The organism is Haloarcula sp. Atlit-7R, assembly GCF_003666065.1.
Taxonomy (GTDB): domain Archaea; phylum Halobacteriota; class Halobacteria; order Halobacteriales; family Haloarculaceae; genus Haloarcula; species Haloarcula taiwanensis.
Genome location: NZ_QXIK01000001.1, coordinates 629463 through 655107 on the forward strand (window position 1 = coordinate 629463; position 25645 = coordinate 655107).

Sequence of the window (25645 nt, forward strand, 5' to 3'; positions counted from 1 at the left end):
ATCGAACAGTATTATGCGCGAAAGACGGATAAGCGTTGGTCGACAGGGCGTCACACGGATTCCGGTGCTCGGAGGCCCTATCGAGCGAGCGGAAGCGAGTAGCTGCGCTCGCGTTCGATGACAGCGTCCCACGTCGCCTCGCACTCACAGGACACCTGCTCGAACACCGACGGGTCCTGCCGGAGGTCGAAGTCCTTGATGGCCCGCTGGACCTTGTCATCGCACTCGCCGCAGTTGTGCGGGCCGCGGTCGCTGCCGTGGCCGACCGGGTCGGAGACGACGATGACGTCCTCGTCAGCGGTCGATTCTAGCACGTCGGCGACCGACCAGAGCCACGGCGGTCGGTAGCCGCCGTCGTGATACAGCTCCTCGACCATCGTGTATCGCTGGACGTTACAGGGGTTCATCGAGACGGTGTGACAGCCGTCGACGGCGGCACACCGACGCACCGACCGCTTCATGTCCTCGACGGCCTCGGCTTCCGAGAGGAACGGCGGTTTCATCAGCAGATACGCCTTGACGCCAGCGCCGGCCGCCTGTGCCGCTTCGGAAGCGTCCTCGAAGTCAGCGAAGTCGAAGTACTTGTTCACGCAGTCGTGTCGGACGCGGTCGGTTGCGGTCTCGAGGCCCACCGCCACGTCGGTCTCTAGGCCTACGTCGACGAAGTCACCGACTGTCTCCTCGTCGACGAAGTCGGGCAGGGACTCAACGACGATGCGCTCGCGGTCGGCGAACGTCTCGGCGATAGCCTGACGCGTCTCCGCCGGCACCTCGCGCTCGTCGAGGAAGCTCCCGGAGGTGTAGATTTTGATGAGTCCCGACGGCTCGTCGGCGTTCTCGGCCTCGTGGTCGAGGCAGTGCTGAATCTGGGCCATCAGGTCCTCGTGGGCGACGCTGCCGCCCTCGACGCTCTCAGCGACGTAGCCACACATCGTACAGCCGCCGGCGCGCGCCCACCGACAGCCGCCGGTGTTCAGGATGATGGTCAGGCTCTGGTAGACGCCGTCGGGTGTGTTGTCCTCGTCGAGCCACACGCGAGTCGGCTCACGAGGGTCGTAGGTGGAGTCGTTGCGCGACCGGATGTCACGCATCACGGAGTTGTGGGCGTCCATGCCCTTGCCCTCCTCGTAGACCTCAGGACTGGGCTTGCTCATTGAAGCGGGATAGCCGATGAGCGCGTAAAGCCGCTTCGTTACTGCCGGGATTGTGGGTCGGTTTGGTCGGAAGGTGCGCCGGTTCGGTGGGTTACAAGCCACGCCAACCCGGCCAGCGCGGCCCCAAGGGAGTTCGCGAAGAAATCAGCGCCGCTCGTCCCACGCGAGGGGACGAGCCCCTGAAGAAGTTCGACGCCGGCCCCGTAGCAGATAGAGATTGCCACGAGTGCGACAACTGTGGTGGCACGGTGGGCGCGTCGGCCCCACGCGAGCAGTACCGCCAGTGTCCCGTAACTCGCCGCGTGAACCCACTTATCCAGTGTGAAACCGAGGAGCGCGGGGACCTGCTCGCCCGCCCCTTCGGGCACCGGGAGAAGCGAGGTGACGAGTAATAACAGCGAGAACGTAACTGCAGGCAGGTAGCGGCAGACTCCCGGTACAGTCATAGTGGCGGTTCTGTCGTTCGGTAAATAAGTCGCATGGTCAGGTGACGGTAGTACCCGACGCCAGCGGACCGTGTTATCGCTCGTCGACGTGGCGCATCTGCACTGCGATGCCCCGCGTCGAGGAGCGCATCTCCGGCCCGCTCATCTGGGCGCGGCCGACGCCGAAGGCCGCGTCGCCCTGAATCACCACGTCGTCGCCGACGCGGATGTCGTCGCTGGCGTCGGTGATGCCCGGCGCAAGCACCGAACCGTGGGGGACGAACGGTTCGATTTCGACGGTTTTCGTCGGTACGTCGCTCTCGACCCAGCGGCGCGCCCCGGCGGTCGTAAGCGAGAGGACGCCGTACTGCTGGGCGAGCGCCGCCAACTGCTCTCCGTCGGCGTCGTCGGCCCGCAGTTGCGGGTATCGGCCCTGCGTCGAGAGGTCGTCGAACAGTTCGTCGCCCGCGCCTTCGCCGAACTGGTAGTCCGCGACAGCGCGGATGGTGTTGTGCTCGCGCTCCCGTTTCGGGTAGCGGTCCCAGCCCTCCAGTTCGGCGGCGAGGTTCCCCAGCGAATCCGCCGTCGTCGGGTGGTCGGTGACCGTGTACGTGAACTCCAGTCCCAGTGAGTCAGCGACGCGCTCGCAGATGTCGCGGTAGCCCTCCCCGGGTACGTGGGCGATAATCTCGGGGTAGTCGGTGCCTTCTAAATAGCGTTCGAGCACGCGGCTGACGAACTCGATTTCGGTGGCGGTCCAGTTGCCCGTCACGACGGAGTCGTAGTGCTGGGCGGGGTAGGTGAGTTCAAGTTCCTGCGGGACGACGCCGATTGGCGAGGTCATCGAGACGACGTGGGCGCGCCACTTGATGGCGTCGTGGTACTGCTTGTGGCTCTGGGAGTCGCTGTAGGGCTTGCGCGCCGAGCAGGGCACCAGCACGAGCGGGCGGTCGTCGAACCGCGGGACGTAGCGGTCGGTGACCCGCTCGGCGAACCGCTGGATTTCGACCCGCCGGAGCGAGTCGTCGCTGGCCGCCGAGAGGTCGGCCCGCCGGATGAGCGGCGTGCGCTCTTCGAGGTAGCCGTACCCCTGGTCAAGCCGCCGGAACGTCGCGGTGAGCCAGTTGTCCTGTCTGGCCTGCCCTTCGACATAGTCACGGAGGCGACCGTCGCGAATCCGGCGGCGAACGCGCCGGAGTTCCGCGGCCAAGGCGTTGACGTTGTGCTCGACGCAGTCCTCGCGGTCGAACGCCTCGCGTGGCTGCTGGCAGGCCGGACACGAACAGGGGAGTTCGTCGAGGTCTTCGAGGAAATACGCCTCATCAGTCGTGAGATACCGGCCTTCGGTCCCGCGGACGACGGCGCGGTCGGGGTCCACGAGGTCGACCCCGGCATAGGCGAGCGCGGCGACGTTTCGCGGCGTGGCGACGCCCGGGAGATAGAGCGCGGTGTCTGCGGGGATAGCCTCACGGACGGTCGTGACGGCGTCGACGAACGCCGAGGCGTGTCCGACGTAGCCGGGCGCGCCGGCCAGCACGTAGGCGTCGCTGCCGTGGTCGGCCGCGGTGTCGGGCGAGACGACGGCCGCGCTCGGGAACGCGACATCGGGATAGTCGACGGCGAAAGCCTCTGCGACTTCGTCCGGCGTTCCGGCGGGCAGGCCGCGGTGGGGGAGGACGGTGAGCAGGGACTCGTCGCCCTCGGGGTCGTCCTGTGGCGTCGGCCAGCGGCTGCCGGCGTCGTCGAGGACGTGTCGACAGTCGCCCGGCGTCGCCGTGTCCACGTCGTCGACCAGCGCCGGCGTCGTCACGGGGTCGGCGAGGCGCAACGCACCCACTCGCGCGGCGCTGTCGCGCTCGTGGACCTCAAAGTAGTCGGTCATGCAATGGCGTCGGCCACGCGCAACCAACTATCTTGCCTTTGAGCCAGCGCCGTCGACGGGACCCGTAGCTCTCATGTCGCCGTGTCAGCCCGGTCGGCACGCGTCACCCAAACGGGGCGCTATCTGCCGATTAACCGCATCCTAACTAACCATGTCGGGGACAGTTGGTCACCCGTGCAGCGACAGACTCGACGAGACGTGTTGTTCGCCTTCTCGGGGACAGCCGTGGCGCTGAGTGGCTGTTCGACCGACCTTTCGTCGGGAGACACGGACGCCAGAGCCGCCCCGCAGGAGACCGAACCGACGCCGACCGAACCAGCAGCGGTCACCGAACCGGCAGATGACAGCCGGCCCGCGATGTTCGTCCACCTCGACACGCTGTCCGCGATACGGTCCCGCGTCGAGGACGGTGACAGCCCGTGGACGGAGGCCCACGAAGCCTTCATGGAAGACGTTCGCGAGGCGATGGCCGCCGCCCCGGAGAGCGTCACGGACAACGGCGACGGCCACGAGTTCAAGACGAAAGGACCCGAAGACCCCACGGAACGCAAGGACTACGTTGCCGCCATCAGGACGGGTGACCGCATCCGTGACCTCGGCCTCGCCTACCAGTACACCGGCGCGGACCAGTACGCCGAGAAGGCAATCGAGCTGCTGGACCACTGGTTCCTGCGTTCGGAGACCTACATGGCACCGGTGAAAACGAACGGCATCGAACAGTTCATCACGCTCCCCAAAATGTGGTGGGGCGCGGAACTCGTTCGAGGCCATGAGGCGTGGAACAGCGACAGCGTCGGCACGGAGGCCGACCTGCGGGCGTGGGTCCGGACGTTCCTCGACGACGTCGGCCACGGCATCCCGACGGCGATGGGCCAGCAGAACATCTTCAACTGGAAGGAGATGACCCACGCCGCCGGGTCGGTGTATCTCCGGGACTGGGACCGGTTTCGGGACGCGATACAGCGGAACCGCGAAGACGGTTTCAGACAGCTCCGCGAAGACGGTCTGCTGGAAAACGAAATCATTCGCGCGTCGAGCCTGGCGTACTCACTGTACGCGGCGAAGGCACTGGTCACCGCCGCGGAACTCAGCCGTCTCTATGCCGACAGGCTCGACGGGCCCACACTGTACGAGTATCAGAAGTTCGCAGGCGACAGGGGTGCTATCGAGCGTATTCTCGACGCCCACGCGCCATACGTGGCCGACCCGGCGGCCTGGGAGGCGATGGGCGAGGACGACCCCGACCGGTTCGTCAACAGTGACGGCTTCCCCGCCAGAAAGCAAGAAGCTGCGTCCTCGCTGTACGAGGTAGCCTACTCGTACTACGAGAAAGACACGTATCTGGAAGCACTCAAACAGAGCGGCCAGCCGGTCAAGAACGTCCCGACGTACGTCTCGGCGCAACAGGCGGCAATCGACAACCCCGACCGACCGCATCGGGACGAACGTATCCTCGGCTGGACGACGTTCACGCACGGTGAGCGGTTCCGGCTCGACCTGTAGCGAGTCAGATAAGCACCGTGCCCGGTGACACGGCGACACCGCCACGTTTTGGATGCCAGCGACGACAAGTCCGGTATGGATGTTGTCGTGACCGGCGGCCGGGGGAGTTCCGGGCGCTGGGTCGTCGACCGGCTCGCCGAACCGCACGACGTGACCGTACTCGACCGCCGCCTCCCGGACGGCGGGGGCCATCCGGACGTCGACTACCGGGCGCTTGACCTCACCGACGCCGGGAGCGTCTTCGACTCGCTCACCGCCATCGACCCCGACGCGGTGGTCCACTGGGCGGCGATTCCGGTGGCCGGGACCCACCCCGGCGTCGACCTGTTCCGGAACAACGCGCTCGCGGCACACACCGTCCTCTCGGCGGCCGGCCGCGTCGGCGCTGACGTGGTCCAGGGCTCCTCCGACGGTGCGTACGGCTTCTTTTTCGCCGAGGAGACCCCTGTGCCGGACGAGCTTCCGATTACCGAAGCCCACGCGCGCAGACCCGAAGATGACTACGGGCTCTCGAAGGTCGTCACCGAGGAGATCGGGAAGGCAATCGCCCGCCGTGACGGCGTCTCGGTGGCCTCGATTCGCCCCTCGTGGATACAGATTCCCGGCGAGTACCCCTGTCGGGCCCCGGAGTACGTCGACGACCTGGCGGCCGGCGCGGGCAACTACTGGTCGTACGTCGACGTGCGGGACGTGGTCGACCTCGTCGAGGCCGCGCTCGCGGGCGCGGTCGAGGGCCACGAGGCGTTCAACTGCGTCGGCCCGGACAACGCGCTCGGTCGGCCGCTGGTCGAACTCATGCGGGAGCACTACGGCAGGGTTCCGGACGACTGCACGGTCGAGGGGGACGCTGCAGCGTACGCGACGGCGAAAGCCACAGCGATGCTGGGCTGGGAGCCGACCCGTTCCTGGCGAGAGGCGGCAGACGAAGACGTGGACGTACCGAGAGTCTGAGGCGGGTGGCGCTCAGTCGCGGGCGTGCAGGTCCCGCAGGCGGACGCGGTCGGGCACGCGGTCGAGCGCCGTCGCCGGCCAGTCGTCGTGGACCAGCGTGAAGGACACGTCGGGGTGGAGGTCGACCAGCCGCCGAACACCGTCCGCCGCGGCCTCGTAGGCCGCCCGGTCGGTCCGGTCCGGGACCTCCGCGGTCAGGGGGTACGTGTCCGCGAGTTCGCGGGGATACGGGCCGAACGGCGGCAGGACGCCCCAGGTCTCGTCGTACTGTGCGCTGGAGCTTCCTTCGGTCAGCAGGACCTCGTCGCCCTCGACCGGGAGGCGCTCCAGTCGGTCCTGATGGCGTCGGACCTCGGGCCGGCGAGCGCTTTCATTCGAGGTGTAGAAGAACGCGTCCTTCGAGACCGGATCGGTGCGTTCGAGTTGCTCGGCGTGGTCGAGCAGCGCGCGGTAGCCGTCGAGCATCGCCGGATGGCCGCGGGCGCGACTGTCGACCAGTTCCATGAGGTTGCCCGAGCGAATCGCCTGCTTGACCGTCCGGATTTCGCCGTAGGTGACATGCAGGTTGTGCCGGGCGAGCAGTTCCTCGCGCCCGTCGGCGTCCATCGCGTCGAGTTCAGCCGGCGTGTGGTCGGTACAGACCGGGCAGTGACACGGGAAGTGACTCAGTTCGTCAAGCAGTTCCGTTCCCTGCACCGTGAGATACCGGTCGTCGCGGGCGTACAGCGCGTACGCCGCCGAATCGAACAGGTCACAGCCCAGCGCCGCTGCCATCGCAAACATCATCGGGTGGCCCGCGCCAAACAGGTGGACCGGGCCGACCTCCCCTAGCCCGCGCTTGCAGGCCGCGACGACATCGGCGAGGTCGGCGTAGCGGTACTCGTTCATCAGCGGGACGACGGCTCCCAGCGGGAACACGTCAAGTCCCGTTGAGACAGCGTCCGCTGCGGCCCGCTCTCGCAGGTCCGGGTAGGTCGCCCCCTGGACTGGCGCGCTGACGAGCATCTCGCCGGTGTCAACGGTGGCAGCGTGTTCGAGCCGTTCCTGTGTCGTTTTGAGTTCCTCAGTCGCCTGCTTGCGGTCCACATCGGGCGGCGTCGGGATATCTACCGGCGTCCCGATGTCCGAGCCGATCTCGTGCTGGAACTCCAGAATCTCCTCGGTGGTCACGTCGATGTCGCCGTACTCGGCAAGCTGGAAGGAGCCCGAGTCGGTCATAATTGCCCCATCAAACCCGAGCAGACCGTGCAAGCCCTGCTCCAGCACCGGCTCGCGGAGGTCGTCAGAGCCATGCAGGATGTAACTGTTCGTGATGAGTATCTCCGCCCCGAACTCCGACGCCAGCGTCGCCGGTTCGACCGTCTGGACGTGGGGGTTGACCACCGGCAGGATAGTCGGCGTCTCGACGGTGACGCCGGCCCGTGGCACCGTTAGCTCGCCCAGCCGGCCCGCTGCGTCGTACTGGCGGACCTCGAAATTCGTCATTACACGTCGTCGTCGGTCGGCGCGCCTAAGCGTTGTGTTCGCCCGTGACTGGCTATTCGTCGCTGGCAGCGGCCAGAACGGCGGGAGGGTCGAGCGACGCCCCAGCTGGCACAGCGCCGCTATTCGTCGGGCTGTTCCGCCCCGCCGGGTACCAGTTCACGCTCGGGCCGGTAGACGGTCCCGGAGTCTTCGTCGGCGACGTACGCCTGTGACGTCCGGAACATATCGACCACCTCACTGCGGGACGCGTAGGCGTCTTCGACGAGTTGGTTGAGCAACTCCGCCCGCGAAATCGGCTGCCCGGTCCGACGGCGGACGGCCGCGCGCAGTTTATCCAGCCGGCGCTCCGTCTGTTCGTCGAGTGCAATCGAAGCCATATGATAGACGATACCACTCCACAGGATTTCAAACTGTCGTCAGTTCAGCGCTCGAACAGGGCATAGTACATGATACCGACGGCGGACCGACTGTCACGGAGCGTGCCGTCTCGCACTGACTGGACCAGCGAGTCGAAGTCGGCAGTGTCGACCCGAATCGATTCGTTGTGGTCGAGGTCTTGATCGGCCGTGGACTCACAGCCGCGTGCGACGTAGTAGTGGAACACGTAGTCGGTGTTTCCGTTGGCCGGTTCGCCTGTGTAAAGGTGGTCGAGCGACGCCGCTTCGTAGCCGGTTTCCTCGCGGAGTTCGCGGGCAGCGGCGACGCTCGGGTCGTCATCTCCGTCTTCCATCGTCCCGGCCGGCAGGCCGCGATTGACCCGGTGGACCGGCTGTCGCCACTCCTCGATAACGACCACGTCACCGTCGGCGGTGAACGGAAGCACGATGACGCTCTCGCCGTGCTGTACGTAATCGAACTCTCCCTCCGTGCCGTCGGGCAGGCGCACGTCCTCACGGATGACATCGAACCCCGGACAGGCGTAGGCGGTTTCGGCATCGAGCGTCTCCCAGGTGAGTTCGTCGTCCATACCAGCAGTGTGACCCCCACCGCCAAAATCAGCAGGGGTCCACGAGTATGCAGGCACTAGACCGATACAGCGTGGTGTGGCAATGTATTTGAAATGAGGATATCGACCATCGGCCTCTTGCTCGGCGTCGTATTGTTTGTTCTCCCAGTGCCTGGCACGTTCATCGCCGGGGGACTGGTACTCGTCGCGGGCGCGCTGGCGCGGTGGTTCGGCCTCTGAGAACGGGGCGGGAGCTTACAGTTTGTCGGCGGCCTGTGCCTGCTCGGCCCGACGGTCGGCCTGTTCGAGGCGTCGCCGGGCCGCGTTCGACAGCGGGTCCGAGAGGTCGTCGCCGGCGTCCTCGATTCTGGCCGCGACGCGCTGGAGCCGGTCGGCAACGGTCTGGAGTTGCTTGTCAGCGTTCCCGCGGTCACCCGCTTCGGCGCGTTCCGTCGCCCGCCGAGCAGCCTCGACGACAGCGGCGAGCGCCCGTTCGAGACCCTGGATAGCGTTCTCGGATCCACCACCGTTTCCGGGGTTGTCGTCATCGTCCATCTCGTCGAGTACCGCTTGGCGCGTCTCCGCTGCGATGTCGACAAGGAACGATGCTAACGAGGCTTTGCCAGTTCGGGGCTGTTCGATTCGGGCGGCAACGTCCGCGGCGGGGTCGGGATTCACCCGGAACGCACCGATCTCGTCGTCACGGTCCCGGACCTCCGTCGTGTACGCGCCACCGCCGTGGACGTAAACGGCGTCGGGTTCCGACAGCGGGGCGTCGTACAGCCGACCGGCGAAGTCGTCCTCGACGGCGAGGTCCGTGAGGTCGCTGTCGGCTCCCGACGGGTCGACTTCGAGACGGGTGGCGTTCTCGCGGGCGACGAGCGGCACCTCGCCGTCGACGCCGGCCCGCGTCGGCCCCTCTGCGTCGCCGGTTTCCGGAACTGACACCGACTCGCTGTGTGGCGCGACACCGGCCCCGTTGACGGTGAACCGATGTTCACCCGCGGGCACGTCCTGCACCACGGCCAGGCCCGCGAAGGTCGGGACGGCCTCGGGGTCGCTCTCCAGTAGGGCGACGGACTCAACGGCGGTGTCTTCGGTCGTAAGCCCCTCGTTCTCGGGCGCGTCGTCGTTCGAGACAGCTTCCGAGAGGCTGGCGACGACGGTGCGTATCTCCGCCGGCGCGCCGATGGCGTCGTAGCGCTCGGCCAGCGCCGCCCGGTGGTTCGGCTCGGAGATGTCCGCGGCGGGGTTGTCGTACCGGGGCTGGTCCCAGGGCGCGCCGGTCGTCGTGATGTGGCCCGCGACGGCGTCCTCGGCGAACTGGGGCACGGCGAACTCGAAGCTCAACTGCGGCCCGGTGAAATCGGCGATGTGCTCCAGTTCGCTGCTCGATACGAGGTCGTACTCGATGTCCGGGTCGGCCTCGCCCCGGTCGGTGTGTTGGAAGACGAGGCCGGTCTCCCGCGTCGGCAGGTCCGTCGGCGGTGCCGAGAGGCTGTCGAACGAGCGGAGGGTCAGCCGCTCGGGAACGAGGTCCTTGCGGCTGACCGACGGCAGCCGCTCGTGTTCGTACAGCGGCGCGCCCTCGTACTCCGGCACGAGGTAGGGGAGCCGCGAGCCCTCGTCCCGCGGGAGCCCGTAGGCGACCGGAATCTCCGCGAGGTCTTCGATGGTCTCGACGGCGCTGTTCGTGATGTCCGCGAACCGGTCGCCCTCCGGCAGCCGGGTGAACCGGTCGCGGGCGTCGTTGACCGACAGCGCGCTGGAGTGTGAGCCCAGTTCCGAGAGGATGCGCGGCACCATCTCCGGGTCCGGGTCCAGGAACTCGTTGTTGGGCACCTTCCGGGAGTGGGAGCTGGCGACGTACAGCTGCGGGTCGCCCGACTCCGTGTCGACGAACACGTGCAGGACCTCCCAGTCGTGCCAGTGGAAGTTCGTCGTGAACTGGTCGAACGCCGAGTAGAACCAGAACTGGACGACGGCAAGCGACGACTGCTCGTACTCAACGACGTGGTAGAACACCGTCGGGGCCGGCGGCTCGCCGTCGGTCATCCGCTCATGGTACCCGTCGAAGGCGTCGAACCCGTTGACGACGGTCTCCCCGTCCTGTTCGCTGGTGTAGGGCCGCGGGTCCGTCGGGAACCACGGCTCCGCCCGGTCGAAGTATAGCGTCGGCGCGAACCGCTGGGCGAGCTCCGCGGCACGGTCGCCCTCGACTGTCGAGGCCGCGTCGTCACTTTCGCTTTCGAGCGCCGAACAGCCGGCGACCGACGCGACACCGGTCCCGGCGACGGTCTGCAGAACCGCACGACGGGACAGATGTTCCCGGTCGGTCATCGGTCCCGCACCGCTTCGATACGTCGTCGGACAGCGCGACCCGTCGCTGTCTCCGAACCCAAGAATTCCATACGCCATTCAGCGAACCGCCGATAAAAACCCTTCTGGCGGTCTCCCGGTGTCCAGTCAGTACTGCTCAAACCCCGCCGTGTCCAAGTAGTTGTGCGCGACCGTAATCGAGTGGTCGGCATGGAGGGCCCGTGGCCCGAGTGAGACGCGCTCGTCGGCCCGGTCGGCCAACAGCGCCGCTTCCTCATCCCGGAAGTCGTGGTGGTCCGAGAGGACGAACACCGGGTTCGACGGCGGTGCAACGTCGACGACGGGGTCGCCGTCCTCGTGTAGCTGGACGACGGTTCCGCGGCGTGCCACGTCGTCGAGTGTCCCCTCGAACCCCCGGCGTGTGAGCGACACGCCGGGCGAGGTTTCGACCGGGATGTGACCGATTGCTTCCGCGCGCTCTTCTAGGGCCTTGCGCATCAGCGCTGCCGTGGACCGTTCGTCGGGGTTCAGCCGGCGGAGGTCGCTCCCGTCGAACGTGACAGTGTACTCATCCGCCAGGATCAGGTGAACTCGAACGTCTTCGCGGATGGCGTGGCTCAGGAAGAACGCGCTGGTGACACATCGACAGAGCACGTCAAGCCGGCCGGCAGCGCCGGCCAAGTCGTCGAGCGAGAACTCCGGCGTCGTCGGGGCGTCGTGGCCGATGATGACGAACTGGCGCATACGGGTCCGAAGCCGGTCAGAGACTTACGTGCATCGACCGCGAAGCCGACTGCACTCATTCGTGTCGACGAGGGGTCAGAGACCGCGTGTGTCCACTGTTGAGGTCACCCTGCCGTGCCGATTTTCCACTGCGGGTCGAAACGCCGTTATGCCCGTTTCAGCGTTCGACGAGTTCGACCACGAAGCGCATATGCAACGCGCGTTCGAGCGGGCTCGGGCCGCTGTCGACCGCAGCGACCGGCCGTTCGGGTCTGTGCTCGTTCGTGACGACGAGATCGTCATGGAGGCGTCGAACCGCGTCCGCACTGAATCGGATGTGCGACGCCATCCGGAACTCCAACTGGCGCACCGAGCAATGCGCGAGTGTGACTCGGACGAGCGCGCGGAGATAGTGCTGTGCACGAGCACCGAGCCGTGCCCGATGTGCGCCGGCGGACTCCAGTACGCCGGCCTCGGCAAAGTCGTGTACAGCGTCAGCAGTGAGGAGATGAACCGTTTCAGCGGCCACGAGGTGTCCGTTCGCTCTGGGGAAATTCTTTCCGGCGTCACCGAGGTCGTGGGGCCAATATGTCAAGAGGAAGGACTGGCAATTCACGAGGACTTTGACTGGTAAGGCCAGTTCGGCACCGATTGCGGGAGTCAAATGACTTATGATGTGCGTTTGCTAACTAATGGTATGAATTCACTTGACACATCTGTCGAGCAGGTGATGACAAAGCCAGTAAAAACCGTCGACCGCGAGCTTTCCGTCCGAGACGTTTCGAAACTCCTTGCGTCGGAGGCGGTCGGTTCTGTCGTCGTCGAAACCGAATACGGGCAGGGCATACTCACGAAAACGGACATCATTACCGGCCTCCGCGATGGCATCGACCCGGATACGACGCCGGTCGGTGACCTGATGACAACGCCCGTGAAAACCATCGAAGCTGGTGCCCCGCTAGAGGAGGCAATCGATACGATGGTCGAGCATAGCATCAAGCGACTCGTGATCGACGGACAGACCGACGGCGTCGGTATCCTCACGACGACAGACGTGATGCAGGAACTGTCGCCCGACCTGGACCGCGTCGTCGAGATGTTCGCCGAAGGGTGACAGTCACAGGTCGAGAGGTGTGGGAATCGTTTAGCTAGCCAGCGCGTAGCGGTCGCAATGACTGGCATCCATGCTGGACCGGCGACAGGCAGGCGAACGTCTGTGTACAGTGTTGCCACCCGTACCGCGAGATACAGCGTCTCACGAGCATGGTCAACCGCTGTCCGACGTGTTTCGAAGCAGCACCGTCTGGCGGTCACACAGAGGGCACTGTAGGTAACGTCAGTGAGAAGTGTCACAGTCCTCGCCATCGATGCGGCGGGCGAGTATCGACGGATCCAGATACCGGAAACGCTACAAACGCTGTCTAAGCGTCCAGAAAGGGTTTATCAGGAGCGGCGAATCGCTACCTGTGCGCAGACGTGCCCTCCTCGCGTCGGTCCCGGGAGCGCTGGCCGGATTCACCGGCTGTTCGTTCGGCACTCTTGACTCAGACGAGACTGGTGACGTAACGCCCGCCCCGCGCCCGACGCAGTCAGCGACCGATGCGAACGACAGCGGGACAGCGACGCCGACAGACGCCGGCGACCCGCCGCGACCGGACGACCCGACGACTGTCATCGAACTGGAAACCGGGCCGCGAACCTACGCCCTCAGTTCGCCGGGACTCCACACCGACGACGGGGCGCGAGTCGGACTCTGGTTCGACCAGACGGCGACCGACGACCATCCGGCCACGATTCGCGGCTGGCTCCAGAACGGCAACGAGTTCGAGAACACGTTCAGGATCGAGCGGATCCCAGGCGTCGGACAGACACTCAGCCGCCAGCCCGGCAGCTACAGCCACGAAGCCCGCCTCCATTTCGCGCCCACGGATAACAACGACCTCGCCGACGAAGTGCCCTCACTCGGCCGAACAGACGAGGGATACTGGCGCGTCAACGACATCGGGCCGTGGATGCCTGACACCCACCGACTGGCCCCTGGAGAATGGGTCCAGCTGGAGTACGCCCTTGTCGGCGAGCCGGGTCAGTTCGAGCGGCCGACCGGGGCCTACGAGTTCCGCGGCCGGGACGGCCCACTCTCGGTCTCCGTCTGGGATACGCGAAGACCCGGCCCGGAAACAGAGTCCAGGTTCACTGGCCGCTCGCTCCCGTCGTTTCCCGACGACGACGGTATCCAGTGGTTCCACAACGCAGATAAGACGACCCCGGCCTTCGTTCGGCCCAGTACTGAGCGGGCGGAACTTGATGCACAGGTCGGTTTCGAGATGGTCAATAACAGCCACGAACGACTGCAATGTGGCCACTGGAACCTCTACAAACTCGCCGATGCCGAATGGTTCCACATCGCACCAACAGTCCACACCGCGGACTGTCGCCTCCTGTCACCGGGCCGCCAAGAACAGTGGGGACTCCGGGCGTTCAACGGCCAGGCAGTCAGATGCAGCACCGGCGACTGCCACTGTGACGGCCTCACGCAGGCTTACCTCGGCGGCGGCGAGTACGCCGTCGTCGCCGGCTACGGCCACGCGACGGCCAGCAACGGTGCGCTGTTCGAATTGGTCGGCGACCGCGCTACCGTGACGCCAACCGACAGCGTGTCGACGGCGCGCGACGGCGACACTGTCACCGTGACGACTGGCCGTCACGGCGATGGGGCACGTCCTGCCGACGCGACGTTCTCGCTGACTCGCACCGACAGCGCGGGCGAGCGGGTTCTCGCCGAACAGGTGATGGCGAGCGATCGGTTCGCCACGTCGGACGGCGGGCTTCGCAACGCACTCCCGTTCCTAACAGACGATGTATCCCGGGTCGTTGTTGAGACTGACGAGCGGGCTGTGGACGACGTTCTCGGATACGATTCCAACAGTCGACGGTTCCAGTTCCGCGGACAGGCGTACGAGGCCACGCGGGGCCGGGTCGACAGCTGATACGAGTGTGGTGACCTCTTTGCTTCTCAGTACCGTAGTTGAAAAAGTGGGCCGGCGCGAATGTCGAACACGGGAAGACGGTCGCTCACTTCGTTCGCGCTGCGACTTCCCTGCTCGAATTCTCGGAGCCATTTCCTCACAACGGACACTCGTCGCTGTCGCTCCTCGTGATTGCGTTGCGATAGAAATGGGCCGGCGCGACGCGGAACTAACCGATTTCGTAGGATGCTCATACTCGGTTCGCTGTCGATTCGTCGCTGATGGGTCAGTTGGTATCATTGGGTGAACTCCAGTTCGTTGATGAGTGGTCGGCGGCGGTCCTCCATCCGGTTGCGAAGCCGTCGCCGCCGCTGTTCGGGGTCTGCCTTGTCGTAGTGGTCTTCGATAGTACTCACCGAGGAATTGACGCGCTCCGCTACGTCTTCCGGCGGCCATCCTCGGTTTAGGTGCCACGTAATCGAACCCGTCCGAATCTGATGTGGGGACCGGCTCGACGGGCACTTGCTGGCGTGGGCGTACTCGTTCCAGTCGCACTTCTCGATGTCCTTCTCGTGAGGGCACATCCCGTAGCTGCACGGGAGCGTGGCGAGGTAGCTCCACACTCGAATGGTGTTGGTCGTCGGCCGTCCACTCGCGCTCGCCAGTAGCGGCTGACGGCCATGCTCGTCCCGCACATCGTACCGACGGCCGTTGATGTACGCCTCCAGCGCGTCGGCCGTCTCTCTTGGAAGCGCCACCGGACGCTCACCCCGGCGCTTGTTCTTCAGCGGGGTGTCCGTCTCCGGTCGGTGGCGGAACTCGACGTAGGGACTACTTCCCAGCTCCGTGTCCCGCAGGTCCAGGGCCCGCAGGCCGCCCTGTCGAGCGCCAGTGTTCCACGCGAGTTCAAGGAACGCGTGTTGCCGAGTTCCGTAGTCTCTGTCGCTCTCACGGTAATAGGACAGCAGTGCGGCTGCTTTGTCGGCAGCAAGTTTCGTATCGTTTGACCGGTCCTCTGGGTCAAGGTCAGGAATTCGGATTTTCTCTGATAGACCTTGGTCGACCGCTTCGAGGTCTTCGAGGAACTCGAAGAGCATCTTCAGCGTCCACATCTCGCCTTCGAGCGTGGCCGGCGCGATCTCCGCGCTCCGCATCTCGTAGTACTCGTCGAGGTCGTAGCCACGCAGTTCCCCGACCGTCTCTATACCAACGGAGTCGCACCACTCGACGAAGAGCTTCAGCCGGTACTCCCAGCCGTGAACGCTCTTCTCCGTGGAATCTGACCGACGGCGTCGGAGGTAGCGCTGGCAAGCCTCGCGGGGAGATAGCTCTGTAGGGTCGCCCCGCCGTCTACCGCCGCGCGTCATGCCTCTAACTCACTAAGTTCACTCTGGTCGTCGGGGAGCTGACGACGAACCTGCGGCTGGATGTTACGGAAATCGTCGGCCCATTCCTGCATCTCGCTGCGGACCGCTTCGACCTTCTCGCGCAGTTCCTCAACGCTGTCAGCCGAGACCTTCGCCTTCATCTTGTCGCGGTTGTTGCTGTCACCGCCGCGAGTAAGCTCGACTGTGAGGCTATAGGCGTCAGTCACCGGCAACCACCACCTTACCGCCGGAGTCGTCGGCGCTAGCTTCCTCTCGCTGCTCGTCGTGGGCCACGCGCTTCGCCTTCACGTACTCGCCGTCCGTTCCGGCGTCGTAGTACTCCGTCCGCACCTCTCGAATCGCCTCGATCTTGTGCGGTGGAAGTTTGACACGGCGGTCACGCCACTCCGTGAGGCGCACCCAGCCGCTTTCGAGCGTCTGGTAGTCCGCGACATAGACGACACCTTGGCCCCGAATCTGGACCATTGCCGGCGTGTACTCCGGGTGCAGTGGCAGGTCCTCAGGGTCGATCTTCTCGCCGTTCATGGGCCGTCCTCCGTCGCGTCGTCACTCTCTTGGTCGTCGGTACCCTCGTCCGATTCGGGGGCCTGCGAGCTACTGGACATAGTTTAGGCGGCCCCCTCGACGTTCTCGTTCACTTCACCGTTCTCGTCCCGGCATACCACAGGTTCATCCACACCGTCGAAAGGCGTGCTGTGGTGGTCGCGGACAATCTCACGAACGTACTCAGAATAGCTTACACCGTGTTCATCGGCCTGTTCAGCAATCTTGTCGTCCATCCACCGTGGTAGTGAGATGGACACAGAGAGGCTTTTGCGCACCATTGCGTTAGTTATCAAATAACGCCGCGTTCATATAGATTACGGAAGTTAGTATTAGAGCGCAAATATCTAATAAGAGCGATTCACTGCTATAATCACGCCCGGTGTTGATAATTAACCAAGATGCGATATTCCGGTGGCTGGATGGTCTTGGCAGACGACAGAATCTTAGAGTTCATCAGAAACGAAGGCTCTGGAAGCCCGAAAGTGATGGCAGACAGCGGATATGTCCGCTACTCACGGGGATACATCTCCAAGCGCTGTAGAAAACTGGTTGAACACGGTCTATTGAACGATTTGGGAAATGGTGTCTATACTATCTCTGAACGCGGTGAGAAGTACTTAGACGGTGAAATAGACACGTCTGAAGATAGGCCAGATGAAATCGAGTCGCACAGGGACAGTGGCCCCTCCGCTGGTGAGAACCACGAACAGGTGTAACTGATGATCGGAAAGAAGTCGGCTTCCTGGATGAATCAGATAGACGAGCGTATCATGGAGTGGATTCGTGAGAATGGGTTTGCATCACCAAGCATCCTCTCACGAGAACGTGGATTCGATGTCTCTTCCGGCTATATTCGGGACAGGTGCAGGTGGCTCCAGTACGCTGGACTGCTTGCACCCGTCAGTGGTGATCTATACGACCTGACGAGCGAGGGAATCCTGTATCTGAAAGGCGAACTCGATGCAAGCCATTGCCCACGACCAACCCCGAGTAAGGTCTTCGAGGACCGGTATGCAACACCACCAGACTGGGTGGAGGCAGGCGTGAAATTCACAATTCGTCTATAGTAGTATGAACCAATGTTCCACTAGGCGAGCAGCCGCACATTGCTGACCTTTCATCGATACAAACAGAGAACTTCAAATTCAGGAATGCAAGCTTTCTCTATCGTAAAAACCTGCCGTATGATATGTTAAACGACCAGTCCTGTGAAAGATTACGGCATCGAATCTGGAACGTACGTAATGGTGATCGTACTAACTCAGTCGTCTAACGGATTCCCCGCTTCTTTCCGGAGCAGAGAACGAATATAAGCATCCATTGTAAGATCATCCGGTTTCGAGTCTTCCAGCGAGTCGTATGTCTCTGGCATCATCGAGATTGTCACTTGGAGCGTTGTCGTCATTCGGTCATCACCACGTCCACGTCGGTAAGTTCTAGAAGAGGGTCCTTGTCGAAATCATTCTTGTTGTGGGTGATGAAGGTGCCACCCTCGGTGTGTGCGGTAGCCAGATTCAGGAGGTCCGCGGAGTCGAGAGTCACGCCTTGGGACTGTAGTTTCTCATCGAGATAGGCGGCTTCGAGAGCGGTGTCCGACGTGAACGGGAGTATCCGGTCAAGACTTGACCGGAGATGCTGTTGCTCTTGAAGCATATCGCTCCTGCTGTCGTGGCGCTGAAACGACTCCCATGCGACGTGAGAGGGGATCGTCCATTCGTCGGTGCGGTACTGCTTCAGATGCTCAACCACCGCTTCCTCAGAATTTCGGAGTTTGACCAAAATATCTCGGTCGAGGACGATCATTTACCGGCGGTCCTCCAGCGATTCATTCAGACGTTTGCGGGCTTCATCCATTTCCTCGATATCTTTCTCGTCGACAGAGGGCAGTGACTCAGCTATTGCTTCTACGTCTTTCTCGCTTCGACTGAGGCGGTCCAGAAGGTCGTTGAAGCTTTCGTCGTCCCGCTTCAGGTCACGTAGTCGTTCTTTCACTTCGTCGGTGACGCGGATAGTACTCATATGTATACGTTGTGTACAAGAGGTTGGTATCTCTTTCGGTGACTGAGAGAATTAGTCCGCTGTATGGTGAGAGGCCGGCGGCATCGTACCTGGATGTACCACCTCCGCGCTCTCGTCGCCGCCCTCGAGGAAGTCGACCTTCCCGCGCTCTCGTCGAATCGCCTCCGGGCTGAACTCACCGAGGTAGTGCTTCCTGAACGTGTCCCAGTCCTCCCAACCTCCGAAGGACATCACGACCGACGGGATCACACCCTGTTCCAGTAGGTACGTGCCCCAAGTCCGGCGGAGATCGTGAACGTCGAGGTACTGCCAACCCCTGTCGCCGGTTTCTTCCTCCAGTTCGTCAGCTGCACGCCGGACCCAGCGGTACACAGTTGACCCAGCCACGTCCAGCAGCGGCTCGTCGTCGTCCTGCTGGTACGCCAGCGTCTCCGCGATGGTAACGACTTCCTGCGGGACCGGCGGCTCTCGATACTTGTCTCGCTTCGCGTAGCTTTCCCAGACTCGGATGTGATCGCCAGTCGGTCCGTCGACGAGGTCTTGCGGACATACCTCGATGATTTCCGAGCGCCGGAGTCCGACCCGACCGGCGAGCAGGAACGCGAGTCGCTGGTGTGGTGTCTCGGCCTGCTCGATGAATCGCGTCAGTTCGTCGTCCGAAAGCCACACCCGCTTCCCGTCGTCGTTGTCGTAGTCCTTCAGCCTCATGCACTCGTTCCCCAGTTCTATTGCAAAACATCTAGTTTTTTCGGTCAACTCGGGGGGCAACAGGGGTCAAATAGAGCGCGATTGCACCAGAATACCGGGTTCTCGGGCACGAGAGAGAAATTCTCTATCTGTCAAACGGGATTGTTGCTACAGTTCCTAATCCTAATGCGAGGTACCATACTACCCAGATAGCTAGCACAATCAGGAATAGGCAGAATGCACCCAGTGATAATAACATAGCAAAAGCAAGTGCGATTGAACTGTAGTACTCAACCCAGTATGCTAACGGAACACCTTTTGAAAACTCTACAGCAAAATCTAATCCAGAGAGTGCTTCTGGGTACTTTTCAAAAATTAATCCGATGATAAATATCTCAATAATAGACATTATAGTCCTGAACACGGGTGGTCGAAAATCGAACTTATCATCCATTCTAACTCCAAGGTGGATTGGTGTTGCGGCAGAGATAATTCCTGTCGTAAACCCTACTAAATATAGAATTATAACAAGATAAATCGCCCAGAAACGAGGAGAGTTTGTTATTACAGACGTGATGATAAACATAAGGGGCAGAAAGAAGGCTGTAAAGGCGATAAGTCCAATAGAGTCCCAGAGCCAATTTTTGCGTATTTTAATACAGAGCTTCACACAAATCAAGAGGGCTAGAACTGCCACAATAGAGAAGCTGGCAACAGTAGCAAAATTATTGACTGCTTCCAGTTCAGTATCAACCGAACTATTCGCTGTGTCTAAGTACACGCTGAGTGCTGCAAAAATACCGATGAGAGTAAATAGGTGCCTATTTGTTTTTATAAACTGGTCCAATTCATCTATCGGAGAGTATAGAAATGGATAGAATATCTTCTCGATGAATAATTCAAGGAACCCTTTTTCAAGATAATCAATATTGTCCGACACTGAATTATCATATACTTATGCCTTCTATTAAATCTACATCAGTGTAGTGTGATTTTCTGAGTAATGTTAGGTTAGTGAGTCAGATATTGGAGTTCGGCTACAAGCTGAAGTCAATCAGCGAATATATACAGTTTGAGTTTATTACCGGATGGCAATGAATCAATTTTGATTGGGATTCAATTCATTATATAAAAGCGCAAAAACGACGAAACCACTCCATATGTAGGGGATCGCAGACAGATATGAGGTAGCCGTTACAAATGGGAGCGATAAAGATATCAGTATTCGATAGAGAACGAAGACAAGCCCGGCGACAATCAGAAAGAATGCACCTGCGGTAAAGGAGGTGATAAACCAGTCATTCATTACATTGCTGAGGCCATCGCTTGGGATTGTGTTGTGTGTAAATAGAGAGTACATGATTTTATACACAAGAATAGCCGAGACAATGTAAAAATACCAAACCGGCTCAAGATTTTCGACAAAAATCCACCAATTTAGATTTGTGTTGATCCACTGCCGGAGCCAGTCCGTCAGGCCGAAATATAATAAAGTGGATAATAACAGTGGTAGGCCAACAGAAGAGGTGTATTGCAAGGCCGCTGAAAATCCTTGGACAAGATTTGCGCTGGGGTCAGAAATAGGAGATATACGTATATTCATCGCCAACACAGAAGCGGCTAAGAGTGGTAATCCACCAAAAATCAATAGTGCCGCAAATTGCGTAACTGAGTTGTCAAGTGTTAGTACCATTTGAACACCCACTCCCATCCCCCCAAGAAGTATTGCGCTAAATCCAAGAAACAAAATTTGTATTTCAATCGGCAGCTCTTTTTCATCCTGAAGTTGTTCTAGCCCCCCATGGAATCTAATTAAAAGTTCGATGAGAACTGCTAATGCAGGTGTAATAAGCCCGACAAACTGAATTATCTGTAGTAGTGTTGATTGCTGAACCATCTTTTAGGACACAACATTAGCCCTTGGAATAGGTGTAATGGTATTCTGTGGTTCAATAGCAGATACGCGCTGTGTCTCTTGTAACACTTGCAGGGTGTATATGGAAAATTTCAATACCTTAACCAATCATCGTTCATACATAGAACTTGGTTACTGTAGTTCAGACGACTGAATAATGAATCATAATGCTTCCCGAGCGTGAGCTTTCAGGCACAAAACGTCCGACTCTGAACGCAGAAGCGGACACAGATCGACTAGGTTACTGAATTCTCGGGTAGGAAAGAAACTATTCTGTCTCTAAGTTTTTTTCACTGGGTTCGGGATCAGTGCTTAATTCCTCCAGACCGCTATCTTGTGTCTTTAATAGATCCTCAGCAGCTTGGTTCACCTCCTCAGAATCAAGATCTTGCTTCTCCAATGCGAGTTTTAGCCTCTTGAAATTGGTTACTAAGTTAGCCATCTCTTGTTTCCGCTCGTCAAGTTCGTCTTTGAGTTCTCTGTTTCGTTGTTTTAGGATAGTGCGATCAACCTCATTTTGCACCTCTTCTACCTCTGACTTATTTGAGGTTCCACTACTGGAAAGGCTCCAAACTAAGATTGTGAGTATCAACAAGATGAAAAAGATACCAAACCCACTCGCAGTAGCAACGATAGGTAACGAGAGAGAGACGACCCCTTCAAATACGACCGAAAACAGTACGTAGTACAGGTTTATTGCGATTGCTATTAGGGCAATGACAAGGGCTTGAATACCAAGTGACTTCCCAAAAGAAGAGGCAGAGTTTCCAACGATATGTGCTAGTGGACCTTCTAGATTGCTCTCATCACGATACATTCCGACAATAAAAATAATCGCAGGAATCAGTAGACTGATAACCACTAAAAAAGCTTGAGAAACTTCGAACCCAGACGGTCCACTTGACTGAAGAAGCATACTGTACATAAGCGAAAGGAGAAGTTGAGGTCGAATAATATTTTCCCAAGGACGGGTGTGAACAGAGCCATTCCGAGTGTAGAATTCTCGTCCAAGAAAGATACACAGAGAAGCCGGACACTCAGAAAACCTCGTCCCACGGGATTTTGTGCTGCTTCCCCATTGAGTGACCCGAACGGTTCCATCCGCCCCGATCTTGAACGAGGTTGTTCACCGTCGACGGCCTCATGCGCGTGATTCGGAGTACGCCGTCCGTCTCATCGAGGAACACAAACGCGTACCATGCCGTCGCCTGTGCGTCCGATGCGATGAAAGAGCGCGTCTGTCCTTCCCAGACACGAAAGCGACCGTCGCCGGGATACCTGTTGCCGACTGTCGTTGATGTCGATTTGACCTGATATTTTGTCGCCCTGCTGGGGTGTCTGAGGTCCCACCAGTCCGGGTCAAGCGATAGGCCCTCCAAGCCGTACACCTCAGCCACGATCTCCTCGGCAACGTCGCCAAACGACTTCGACCGCTGTAGTCGCTCCTGTCGAGTCCGAGGGAGCGACCGGATATCGAGAACTTCCGTCATTCGTCACCACCACCAGTCGCCGCCTCGAAGCGTACTATCTCTGCTGGCCGCAGTCCTAACCGCTTCGCTAGCCACGCGATTCCCAGCTGGGAGAGCGCCGCACCATCGGTGACAGCCAACGTGACACAGAACCAGATGAGAGCGCCCAACTGTACCCACGTCAGGTCAGGCATCGCTCTCACCTCCGTCCGTTGCCTTCGGTGGGTAGATACCTTCGTCAACGAGCGCCCGGCGGTGTGACCGGACATCCTCGACGAGCCCGGCGTCGTCGATCCCTTCCTCACCTCGGAGAACACGGACGGCTTTCTCTGCGGTTTCGTGGGCCGCTTGCGCCTCGTTGCGCGTCTCCTCGACGTAGCCGACCACGCGGCGGCCGACCCAGCCCGTGATACCGACCACGAGCATCGATGAGACGCTGACCGCCCATGCCGCTGCGGTGTACGGTTCAACCATCAGCGTCCCTCCAGATTGCCACGGCGCCAACGACGACGGCGATGAGTAGCAGCGTTCCGGGCACACCAAGTGTACCGGTCAACGCACCGAATACCTGCCCCAGTAGCCGTGCTACCGTCATCGAAGCACCACCACCGCAACGACCGCGAGGGCTGCGAGCGTTGTCTGTGGGGCAGTCAACGGCCCGACCGCCGGCAGCGTCGGGAACCCATCAGGTAGCAGGGCAGGCGGAGACTCTGGCCCGGTGTTCTCAGGCGGCGGGTCACTGCTTCCGTCAGGCGGATCGCCGTCACTGATAGGTGGGTACGTGGGTTCGTCGTTCGGCTCATCGCCGGAGTCGGGTACACGCTTCTCGTAGACGTGCATCGTTCCATACGTCGTCGTCTGCTTGTCCCACGACGGGCCGCCAAGCAGCTGCACACCGAGTTCGTAGTCGCCCGGAATCAGGTCGAAGTTCTCCTGTAGCCTCTCCCACGGAACCCGATTCGAGATTGTAGCCGTCTGTCCGGCTTCAATCGTCTCAGTCTGACTCTGGACATGGGTATCACCGAATGTCCAGATGACCGCTGCCTCTCGTTCCTTGAACGAGGTGTTCGTCACTTCGGCCTGTAGCTGTGGCTCGTATTCCTGCCGTCGGTCGACACGCGGATCGTCGGGACTGTACACAGCGAACGAGGTCGTTCCGACTGATTCCAGTACGAGCCCGCCGTCTGGAATACCGCCAGCGAACGTCACCATTCAGATCACCACCAGCAGCACGACGGCTAGAGCGAACCCCAGCATCACCTGCTGGGTCGTTCCGCCAAGCGCATCTGCGATATCGCTAATCATCTCTGTCAGTCGGTCACCTGTCGTCGGCAGGGCCGGGTCCTGTGCATCAGAGTGAACGGTTACCTCCGCCGCCCGCTCTTCTGCAACCGTGTCATTCGGAACTTTCAGCACTTCCGCGGTGACACTGTGTTCTCCACTACCCAGCGTCACTCGCTTGGTCACCGTCTTCGGGGCGCTATTGCCGTCAAGGCACTTCGTTTCTCGATGGACTTCTTGCCCGTCGACGTAGATGACGACCGGCGTCCGCCATCCAGTGTTGAACTGGAGTATCCCGCTCTGACACGTCCCATCCTGCGGGGCAATAATCGAACTCTCGTTTCCGACTGTGACCGTCACGGTGAACGATTCGTCTGGGCGGGCCTCGCTCGGTACGTCTATACTGTCGATATACGGCTCTGATTGGTCGATATTCAGGTTCACCATTATCCTAACATCCCTCCGAAGTCTGCCCCGGTCCCAGCGTACAAACCCTTGATCTCGACCGGGTCGAGAACGATCTCAGCGCGGTCATCAAGCGGGCCGATAGGCTCCTGTAGTGGGTTCCCATCAGCATCGATAGCCGGTGAGAACCATGTGTACTGAACTCCGTTAGGACCACCGTCCCGGCGCGCTACGCCCATAAACTGGCTGTACGTCGTAGCAAGACACGGGAGGTCACCCTGTGCGCTACCGTCGATAGCGGCCGCTGTCGGGAACACACCAGCCGACATCACCCATTCAACTTCGGGTAGTGGATTCCCGTCTGGATCCACCACCGAAACTCTCACAGGCCGGAATGCTGCGGGAATAAGTACCCCACTCCGGTTGGTGCTGGTGGCGTGGTCCCGAGAACGGGTGACCCGTGGCCGGTCGAGGGAGACGGTGATCGTATCCGCTCGGTCACCGGGCCGACGTGGGCGTGGCCGTATCGTGTCGGTCGTCGCACCAGCCGCGACAGCCGCCGCCCGTTGCGGAGCTGGATGCTCCGTACTCAGTGTTTCCCCGTCAGCAGCGGTTCCCGTCCTCGCCGGGATTGGGCGCGTCTGGCTCCCTGCGGTTGTCCCGGCCGATGCTTCAGTGTACGTCGCCATCGGATTACCTCATCCCGATACCGACCTGCGCGACGTTGTGGGCCTTCAGGAGCTTGTACAGGTTGTTCGCCCCGCTATCCTGTATCGTGTCCTCGTGGCTTGCGTCCTGACCGCTTTCCTCCCGAATCCACAGGTCGTGGGTCCCGATGATTGCATCGTTGTTGCGGTTGTTCCGATACTGCGAACTGGCAACGACGTTGTCGGTGGTAGTATAATTCGCGTAGTTGTTGTCGGGATTCACCATTCCACGGCCATGGTGTGTGCTTCCCGACTGCGTGCCGCTCATCGCCGGGAGGAAGTTTGTCCACTGCCTCTTTTCTCTATTATCGTAGTCGGCGTTGAACGCCTGTGCGTGCCATAGGGTCACGTAGTTACTTTCGCGGTTGGCCGCAGAGTCGAAGTCCCATGTCTTCGAGAGTTCAGCCATTCCGATGGCGATATCTTCGTCGTTACCGTCACCCTCGTTCCGTTCCGCGTAGAACGCCCATCCCGAGTCTGTGTAGTCCATGTAGTAGCTCACAGAGTGGGACATAGACATACGCTCACCCCCACGGTCGTCGGGAGCGTACGCCATCGGATCGTCATATCCGTCGTTTCCAGTCTTTTGTGCGACATCGTTGGCGTAGCGGTCTGCCCATGTCGTGTTCGCGGTATCCCACGAGGGACCGGATTCCATGGTGATGCCACCGCTGTATCTGTTATCTCGGATTTTGAGACGGTGGTTCTCGCCGTTCGGCGTCTCCAGCACGAACCACTCACCCGTAGTGAGCGGAGTCGCACCGCCGTTGGCTGATGTGTCGATGATACTCCAGCCACTGATACTGTCGATGTTGTCGCGGAGTGCCGCGAGCGCTTCGCCCCAGGTAACTGCGTTTGGTCCTGTAAACGTCAT

At 60.9% G+C, this 25645-nt stretch carries 35 protein-coding genes; 8 read left to right on the forward strand and 27 right to left on the reverse strand.

Features of this window, described 5'->3' with window-relative positions; genetic code table 11:
• Positions 1 to 77: 77 nt before the first annotated feature.
• The 3 genes from D3D01_RS03290 to arcS all read right to left on the reverse strand — a co-directional run bounded on the left by D3D01_RS03290 (position 78) and on the right by arcS (position 3461).
• Entirely contained in the window at positions 78 to 1154 is a 1077-nt protein-coding gene (locus D3D01_RS03290) for an archaeosine biosynthesis radical SAM protein RaSEA (protein ID WP_101349238.1), read from the reverse strand.
• A 38-nt stretch (positions 1155 to 1192) separates the two neighbouring features.
• Positions 1193 to 1600, reverse strand: coding sequence for a VanZ family protein (locus D3D01_RS03295; protein WP_121511220.1), 408 nt, complete (start codon positions 1598 to 1600; stop codon positions 1193 to 1195).
• A 73-nt stretch (positions 1601 to 1673) separates the two neighbouring features.
• Complete coding sequence (arcS, locus tag D3D01_RS03300) at positions 1674 to 3461, reverse strand: archaeosine synthase subunit alpha (protein WP_121511221.1); 1788 nt, start codon at positions 3459 to 3461, stop codon at positions 1674 to 1676.
• Positions 3462 to 3818: 357 nt separating this feature from the next.
• Between arcS and D3D01_RS03305 the strand changes: the two genes are divergently transcribed.
• Together D3D01_RS03305 and D3D01_RS03310 are read left to right on the forward strand one after the other, a co-directional pair.
• Positions 3819 to 4964 (forward strand): alginate lyase family protein, encoded by a 1146-nt coding sequence (locus D3D01_RS03305; RefSeq protein ID WP_199725366.1) that lies wholly within the window; start codon positions 3819 to 3821, stop codon positions 4962 to 4964.
• Positions 4965 to 5039: 75 nt separating this feature from the next.
• Complete coding sequence (locus D3D01_RS03310; RefSeq protein WP_121511223.1) at positions 5040 to 5915, forward strand: NAD(P)-dependent oxidoreductase; 876 nt, start codon at positions 5040 to 5042, stop codon at positions 5913 to 5915.
• Between the two features lie 12 nt (positions 5916 to 5927).
• On the opposite strand, the gene tgtA is transcribed toward D3D01_RS03310, so the two are convergent.
• From tgtA to D3D01_RS03325, 3 genes are all read right to left on the reverse strand, one after another.
• Positions 5928 to 7400 (reverse strand): tRNA guanosine(15) transglycosylase TgtA, encoded by a 1473-nt coding sequence (gene tgtA / locus D3D01_RS03315; protein WP_121511224.1) that lies wholly within the window; start codon positions 7398 to 7400, stop codon positions 5928 to 5930.
• Between the two features lie 119 nt (positions 7401 to 7519).
• Complete coding sequence (locus D3D01_RS03320; protein ID WP_101349232.1) at positions 7520 to 7777, reverse strand: hypothetical protein; 258 nt, start codon at positions 7775 to 7777, stop codon at positions 7520 to 7522.
• A gap of 44 nt (positions 7778 to 7821) precedes the next feature.
• Positions 7822 to 8367 (reverse strand): NUDIX hydrolase, encoded by a 546-nt coding sequence (locus D3D01_RS03325; RefSeq protein WP_101349231.1) that lies wholly within the window; start codon positions 8365 to 8367, stop codon positions 7822 to 7824.
• A gap of 93 nt (positions 8368 to 8460) precedes the next feature.
• Between D3D01_RS03325 and D3D01_RS24775 the strand changes: the two genes are divergently transcribed.
• The gene (locus D3D01_RS24775; RefSeq protein ID WP_255410414.1) at positions 8461 to 8586 is read left to right on the forward strand and encodes a hypothetical protein; all 126 of its coding nucleotides are present in this window, start codon (positions 8461 to 8463) and stop codon (positions 8584 to 8586) included.
• Positions 8587 to 8601: 15 nt separating this feature from the next.
• On the opposite strand, the gene D3D01_RS03330 is transcribed toward D3D01_RS24775, so the two are convergent.
• Together D3D01_RS03330 and trmY are read right to left on the reverse strand one after the other, a co-directional pair.
• Positions 8602 to 10686, reverse strand: a complete 2085-nt coding sequence (locus tag D3D01_RS03330; RefSeq protein ID WP_199725367.1) for a hypothetical protein — start codon at positions 10684 to 10686, stop codon at positions 8602 to 8604.
• A gap of 126 nt (positions 10687 to 10812) precedes the next feature.
• Positions 10813 to 11409 (reverse strand): tRNA (pseudouridine(54)-N(1))-methyltransferase TrmY, encoded by a 597-nt coding sequence (gene trmY, locus D3D01_RS03335; protein ID WP_121511226.1) that lies wholly within the window; start codon positions 11407 to 11409, stop codon positions 10813 to 10815.
• 148 nt (positions 11410 to 11557) lie between these two features.
• Here trmY and D3D01_RS03340 point away from each other — a divergent pair, with 148 nt between their 5' ends.
• The 3 genes from D3D01_RS03340 to D3D01_RS03350 all read left to right on the forward strand — a co-directional run bounded on the left by D3D01_RS03340 (position 11558) and on the right by D3D01_RS03350 (position 14375).
• On the forward strand, positions 11558 to 12022 hold the full coding sequence (locus tag D3D01_RS03340; protein ID WP_121511227.1) for a nucleoside deaminase: 465 nt from the start codon (positions 11558 to 11560) through the stop codon (positions 12020 to 12022).
• 63 nt (positions 12023 to 12085) lie between these two features.
• The gene (locus tag D3D01_RS03345; RefSeq protein ID WP_121511228.1) at positions 12086 to 12502 is read left to right on the forward strand and encodes a cyclic nucleotide-binding/CBS domain-containing protein; all 417 of its coding nucleotides are present in this window, start codon (positions 12086 to 12088) and stop codon (positions 12500 to 12502) included.
• Between the two features lie 352 nt (positions 12503 to 12854).
• A complete protein-coding gene (locus D3D01_RS03350; RefSeq protein WP_121511229.1) occupies positions 12855 to 14375 on the forward strand; it encodes a hypothetical protein in 1521 nt (506 codons plus the stop codon).
• Between the two features lie 275 nt (positions 14376 to 14650).
• Here D3D01_RS03350 and D3D01_RS03355 read toward each other — a convergent pair whose 3' ends face one another.
• The 4 genes from D3D01_RS03355 to D3D01_RS03370 form a co-directional block, all read right to left on the reverse strand.
• Positions 14651 to 15721 (reverse strand): tyrosine-type recombinase/integrase, encoded by a 1071-nt coding sequence (locus D3D01_RS03355; RefSeq protein ID WP_064287542.1) that lies wholly within the window; start codon positions 15719 to 15721, stop codon positions 14651 to 14653.
• On the reverse strand, positions 15718 to 15948 hold the full coding sequence (locus D3D01_RS03360) for a hypothetical protein (RefSeq protein WP_004964236.1): 231 nt from the start codon (positions 15946 to 15948) through the stop codon (positions 15718 to 15720). Before D3D01_RS03360 ends, D3D01_RS03355 begins: the two co-directional genes overlap by 4 nt.
• On the reverse strand, positions 15941 to 16267 hold the full coding sequence (locus D3D01_RS03365) for a hypothetical protein (protein WP_121511231.1): 327 nt from the start codon (positions 16265 to 16267) through the stop codon (positions 15941 to 15943). Before D3D01_RS03365 ends, D3D01_RS03360 begins: the two co-directional genes overlap by 8 nt.
• 83 nt (positions 16268 to 16350) lie before the next feature.
• Positions 16351 to 16566, reverse strand: a complete 216-nt coding sequence (locus tag D3D01_RS03370; protein WP_255410415.1) for a ribbon-helix-helix protein, CopG family — start codon at positions 16564 to 16566, stop codon at positions 16351 to 16353.
• A gap of 120 nt (positions 16567 to 16686) precedes the next feature.
• Here D3D01_RS03370 and D3D01_RS03375 point away from each other — a divergent pair, with 120 nt between their 5' ends.
• Together D3D01_RS03375 and D3D01_RS03380 are read left to right on the forward strand one after the other, a co-directional pair.
• Positions 16687 to 17004: a MarR family transcriptional regulator gene (locus D3D01_RS03375; protein WP_121511232.1), complete on the forward strand. Its 318-nt coding sequence runs from the start codon at positions 16687 to 16689 to the stop codon at positions 17002 to 17004.
• A 3-nt stretch (positions 17005 to 17007) separates the two neighbouring features.
• Positions 17008 to 17355, forward strand: coding sequence for a hypothetical protein (locus D3D01_RS03380; protein ID WP_233563203.1), 348 nt, complete (start codon positions 17008 to 17010; stop codon positions 17353 to 17355).
• Between the two features lie 194 nt (positions 17356 to 17549).
• Here the strand turns inward: D3D01_RS03380 and D3D01_RS23620 are convergent, their stop codons facing one another.
• The 15 genes from D3D01_RS23620 to D3D01_RS03440 form a co-directional block, all read right to left on the reverse strand.
• A complete protein-coding gene (locus D3D01_RS23620) occupies positions 17550 to 17693 on the reverse strand; it encodes a hypothetical protein (protein WP_158600425.1) in 144 nt (47 codons plus the stop codon).
• Entirely contained in the window at positions 17690 to 18091 is a 402-nt protein-coding gene (locus D3D01_RS03385; RefSeq protein ID WP_121303814.1) for a type II toxin-antitoxin system VapC family toxin, read from the reverse strand. The genes D3D01_RS23620 and D3D01_RS03385 overlap by 4 nt, the downstream gene beginning before the upstream one ends.
• Positions 18092 to 18307, reverse strand: coding sequence for an antitoxin VapB family protein (locus D3D01_RS03390; RefSeq protein ID WP_121303815.1), 216 nt, complete (start codon positions 18305 to 18307; stop codon positions 18092 to 18094).
• Between the two features lie 51 nt (positions 18308 to 18358).
• Positions 18359 to 19015 (reverse strand): site-specific integrase, encoded by a 657-nt coding sequence (locus D3D01_RS03395; RefSeq protein ID WP_049938786.1) that lies wholly within the window; start codon positions 19013 to 19015, stop codon positions 18359 to 18361.
• 124 nt (positions 19016 to 19139) lie between these two features.
• Positions 19140 to 19934, reverse strand: a complete 795-nt coding sequence (locus tag D3D01_RS03400; protein ID WP_121511233.1) for a hypothetical protein — start codon at positions 19932 to 19934, stop codon at positions 19140 to 19142.
• Between the two features lie 159 nt (positions 19935 to 20093).
• A complete protein-coding gene (locus tag D3D01_RS03405) occupies positions 20094 to 20891 on the reverse strand; it encodes a hypothetical protein (protein WP_121511234.1) in 798 nt (265 codons plus the stop codon).
• Between the two features lie 286 nt (positions 20892 to 21177).
• Entirely contained in the window at positions 21178 to 21834 is a 657-nt protein-coding gene (locus D3D01_RS03410; RefSeq protein ID WP_121511235.1) for a hypothetical protein, read from the reverse strand.
• 112 nt (positions 21835 to 21946) lie between these two features.
• A complete protein-coding gene (locus D3D01_RS03415; RefSeq protein WP_121511236.1) occupies positions 21947 to 22399 on the reverse strand; it encodes a hypothetical protein in 453 nt (150 codons plus the stop codon).
• On the reverse strand, positions 22396 to 22572 hold the full coding sequence (locus tag D3D01_RS23625; protein WP_158600427.1) for a hypothetical protein: 177 nt from the start codon (positions 22570 to 22572) through the stop codon (positions 22396 to 22398). The genes D3D01_RS03415 and D3D01_RS23625 overlap by 4 nt, the downstream gene beginning before the upstream one ends.
• Positions 22565 to 22852, reverse strand: coding sequence for a hypothetical protein (locus D3D01_RS03420; protein WP_064287529.1), 288 nt, complete (start codon positions 22850 to 22852; stop codon positions 22565 to 22567). The genes D3D01_RS23625 and D3D01_RS03420 overlap by 8 nt, the downstream gene beginning before the upstream one ends.
• Positions 22845 to 22973, reverse strand: a complete 129-nt coding sequence (locus D3D01_RS24780) for a hypothetical protein (protein ID WP_255359460.1) — start codon at positions 22971 to 22973, stop codon at positions 22845 to 22847. The genes D3D01_RS03420 and D3D01_RS24780 overlap by 8 nt, the downstream gene beginning before the upstream one ends.
• The gene (locus tag D3D01_RS03425) at positions 22970 to 23590 is read right to left on the reverse strand and encodes a hypothetical protein (protein WP_121511237.1); all 621 of its coding nucleotides are present in this window, start codon (positions 23588 to 23590) and stop codon (positions 22970 to 22972) included. Before D3D01_RS03425 ends, D3D01_RS24780 begins: the two co-directional genes overlap by 4 nt.
• Positions 23591 to 24106 carry a hypothetical protein gene (locus D3D01_RS03430; RefSeq protein WP_121511238.1) on the reverse strand — a complete coding sequence of 172 codons (516 nt, stop codon included), beginning with the start codon at positions 24104 to 24106 and terminating at the stop codon, positions 23591 to 23593.
• Complete coding sequence (locus D3D01_RS23385) at positions 24106 to 24753, reverse strand: hypothetical protein (RefSeq protein ID WP_147439894.1); 648 nt, start codon at positions 24751 to 24753, stop codon at positions 24106 to 24108. The genes D3D01_RS03430 and D3D01_RS23385 overlap by 1 nt, the downstream gene beginning before the upstream one ends.
• A 4-nt stretch (positions 24754 to 24757) precedes the next feature.
• On the reverse strand, positions 24758 to 25645 hold the full coding sequence (locus tag D3D01_RS03440) for a hypothetical protein (RefSeq protein WP_121511240.1): 888 nt from the start codon (positions 25643 to 25645) through the stop codon (positions 24758 to 24760).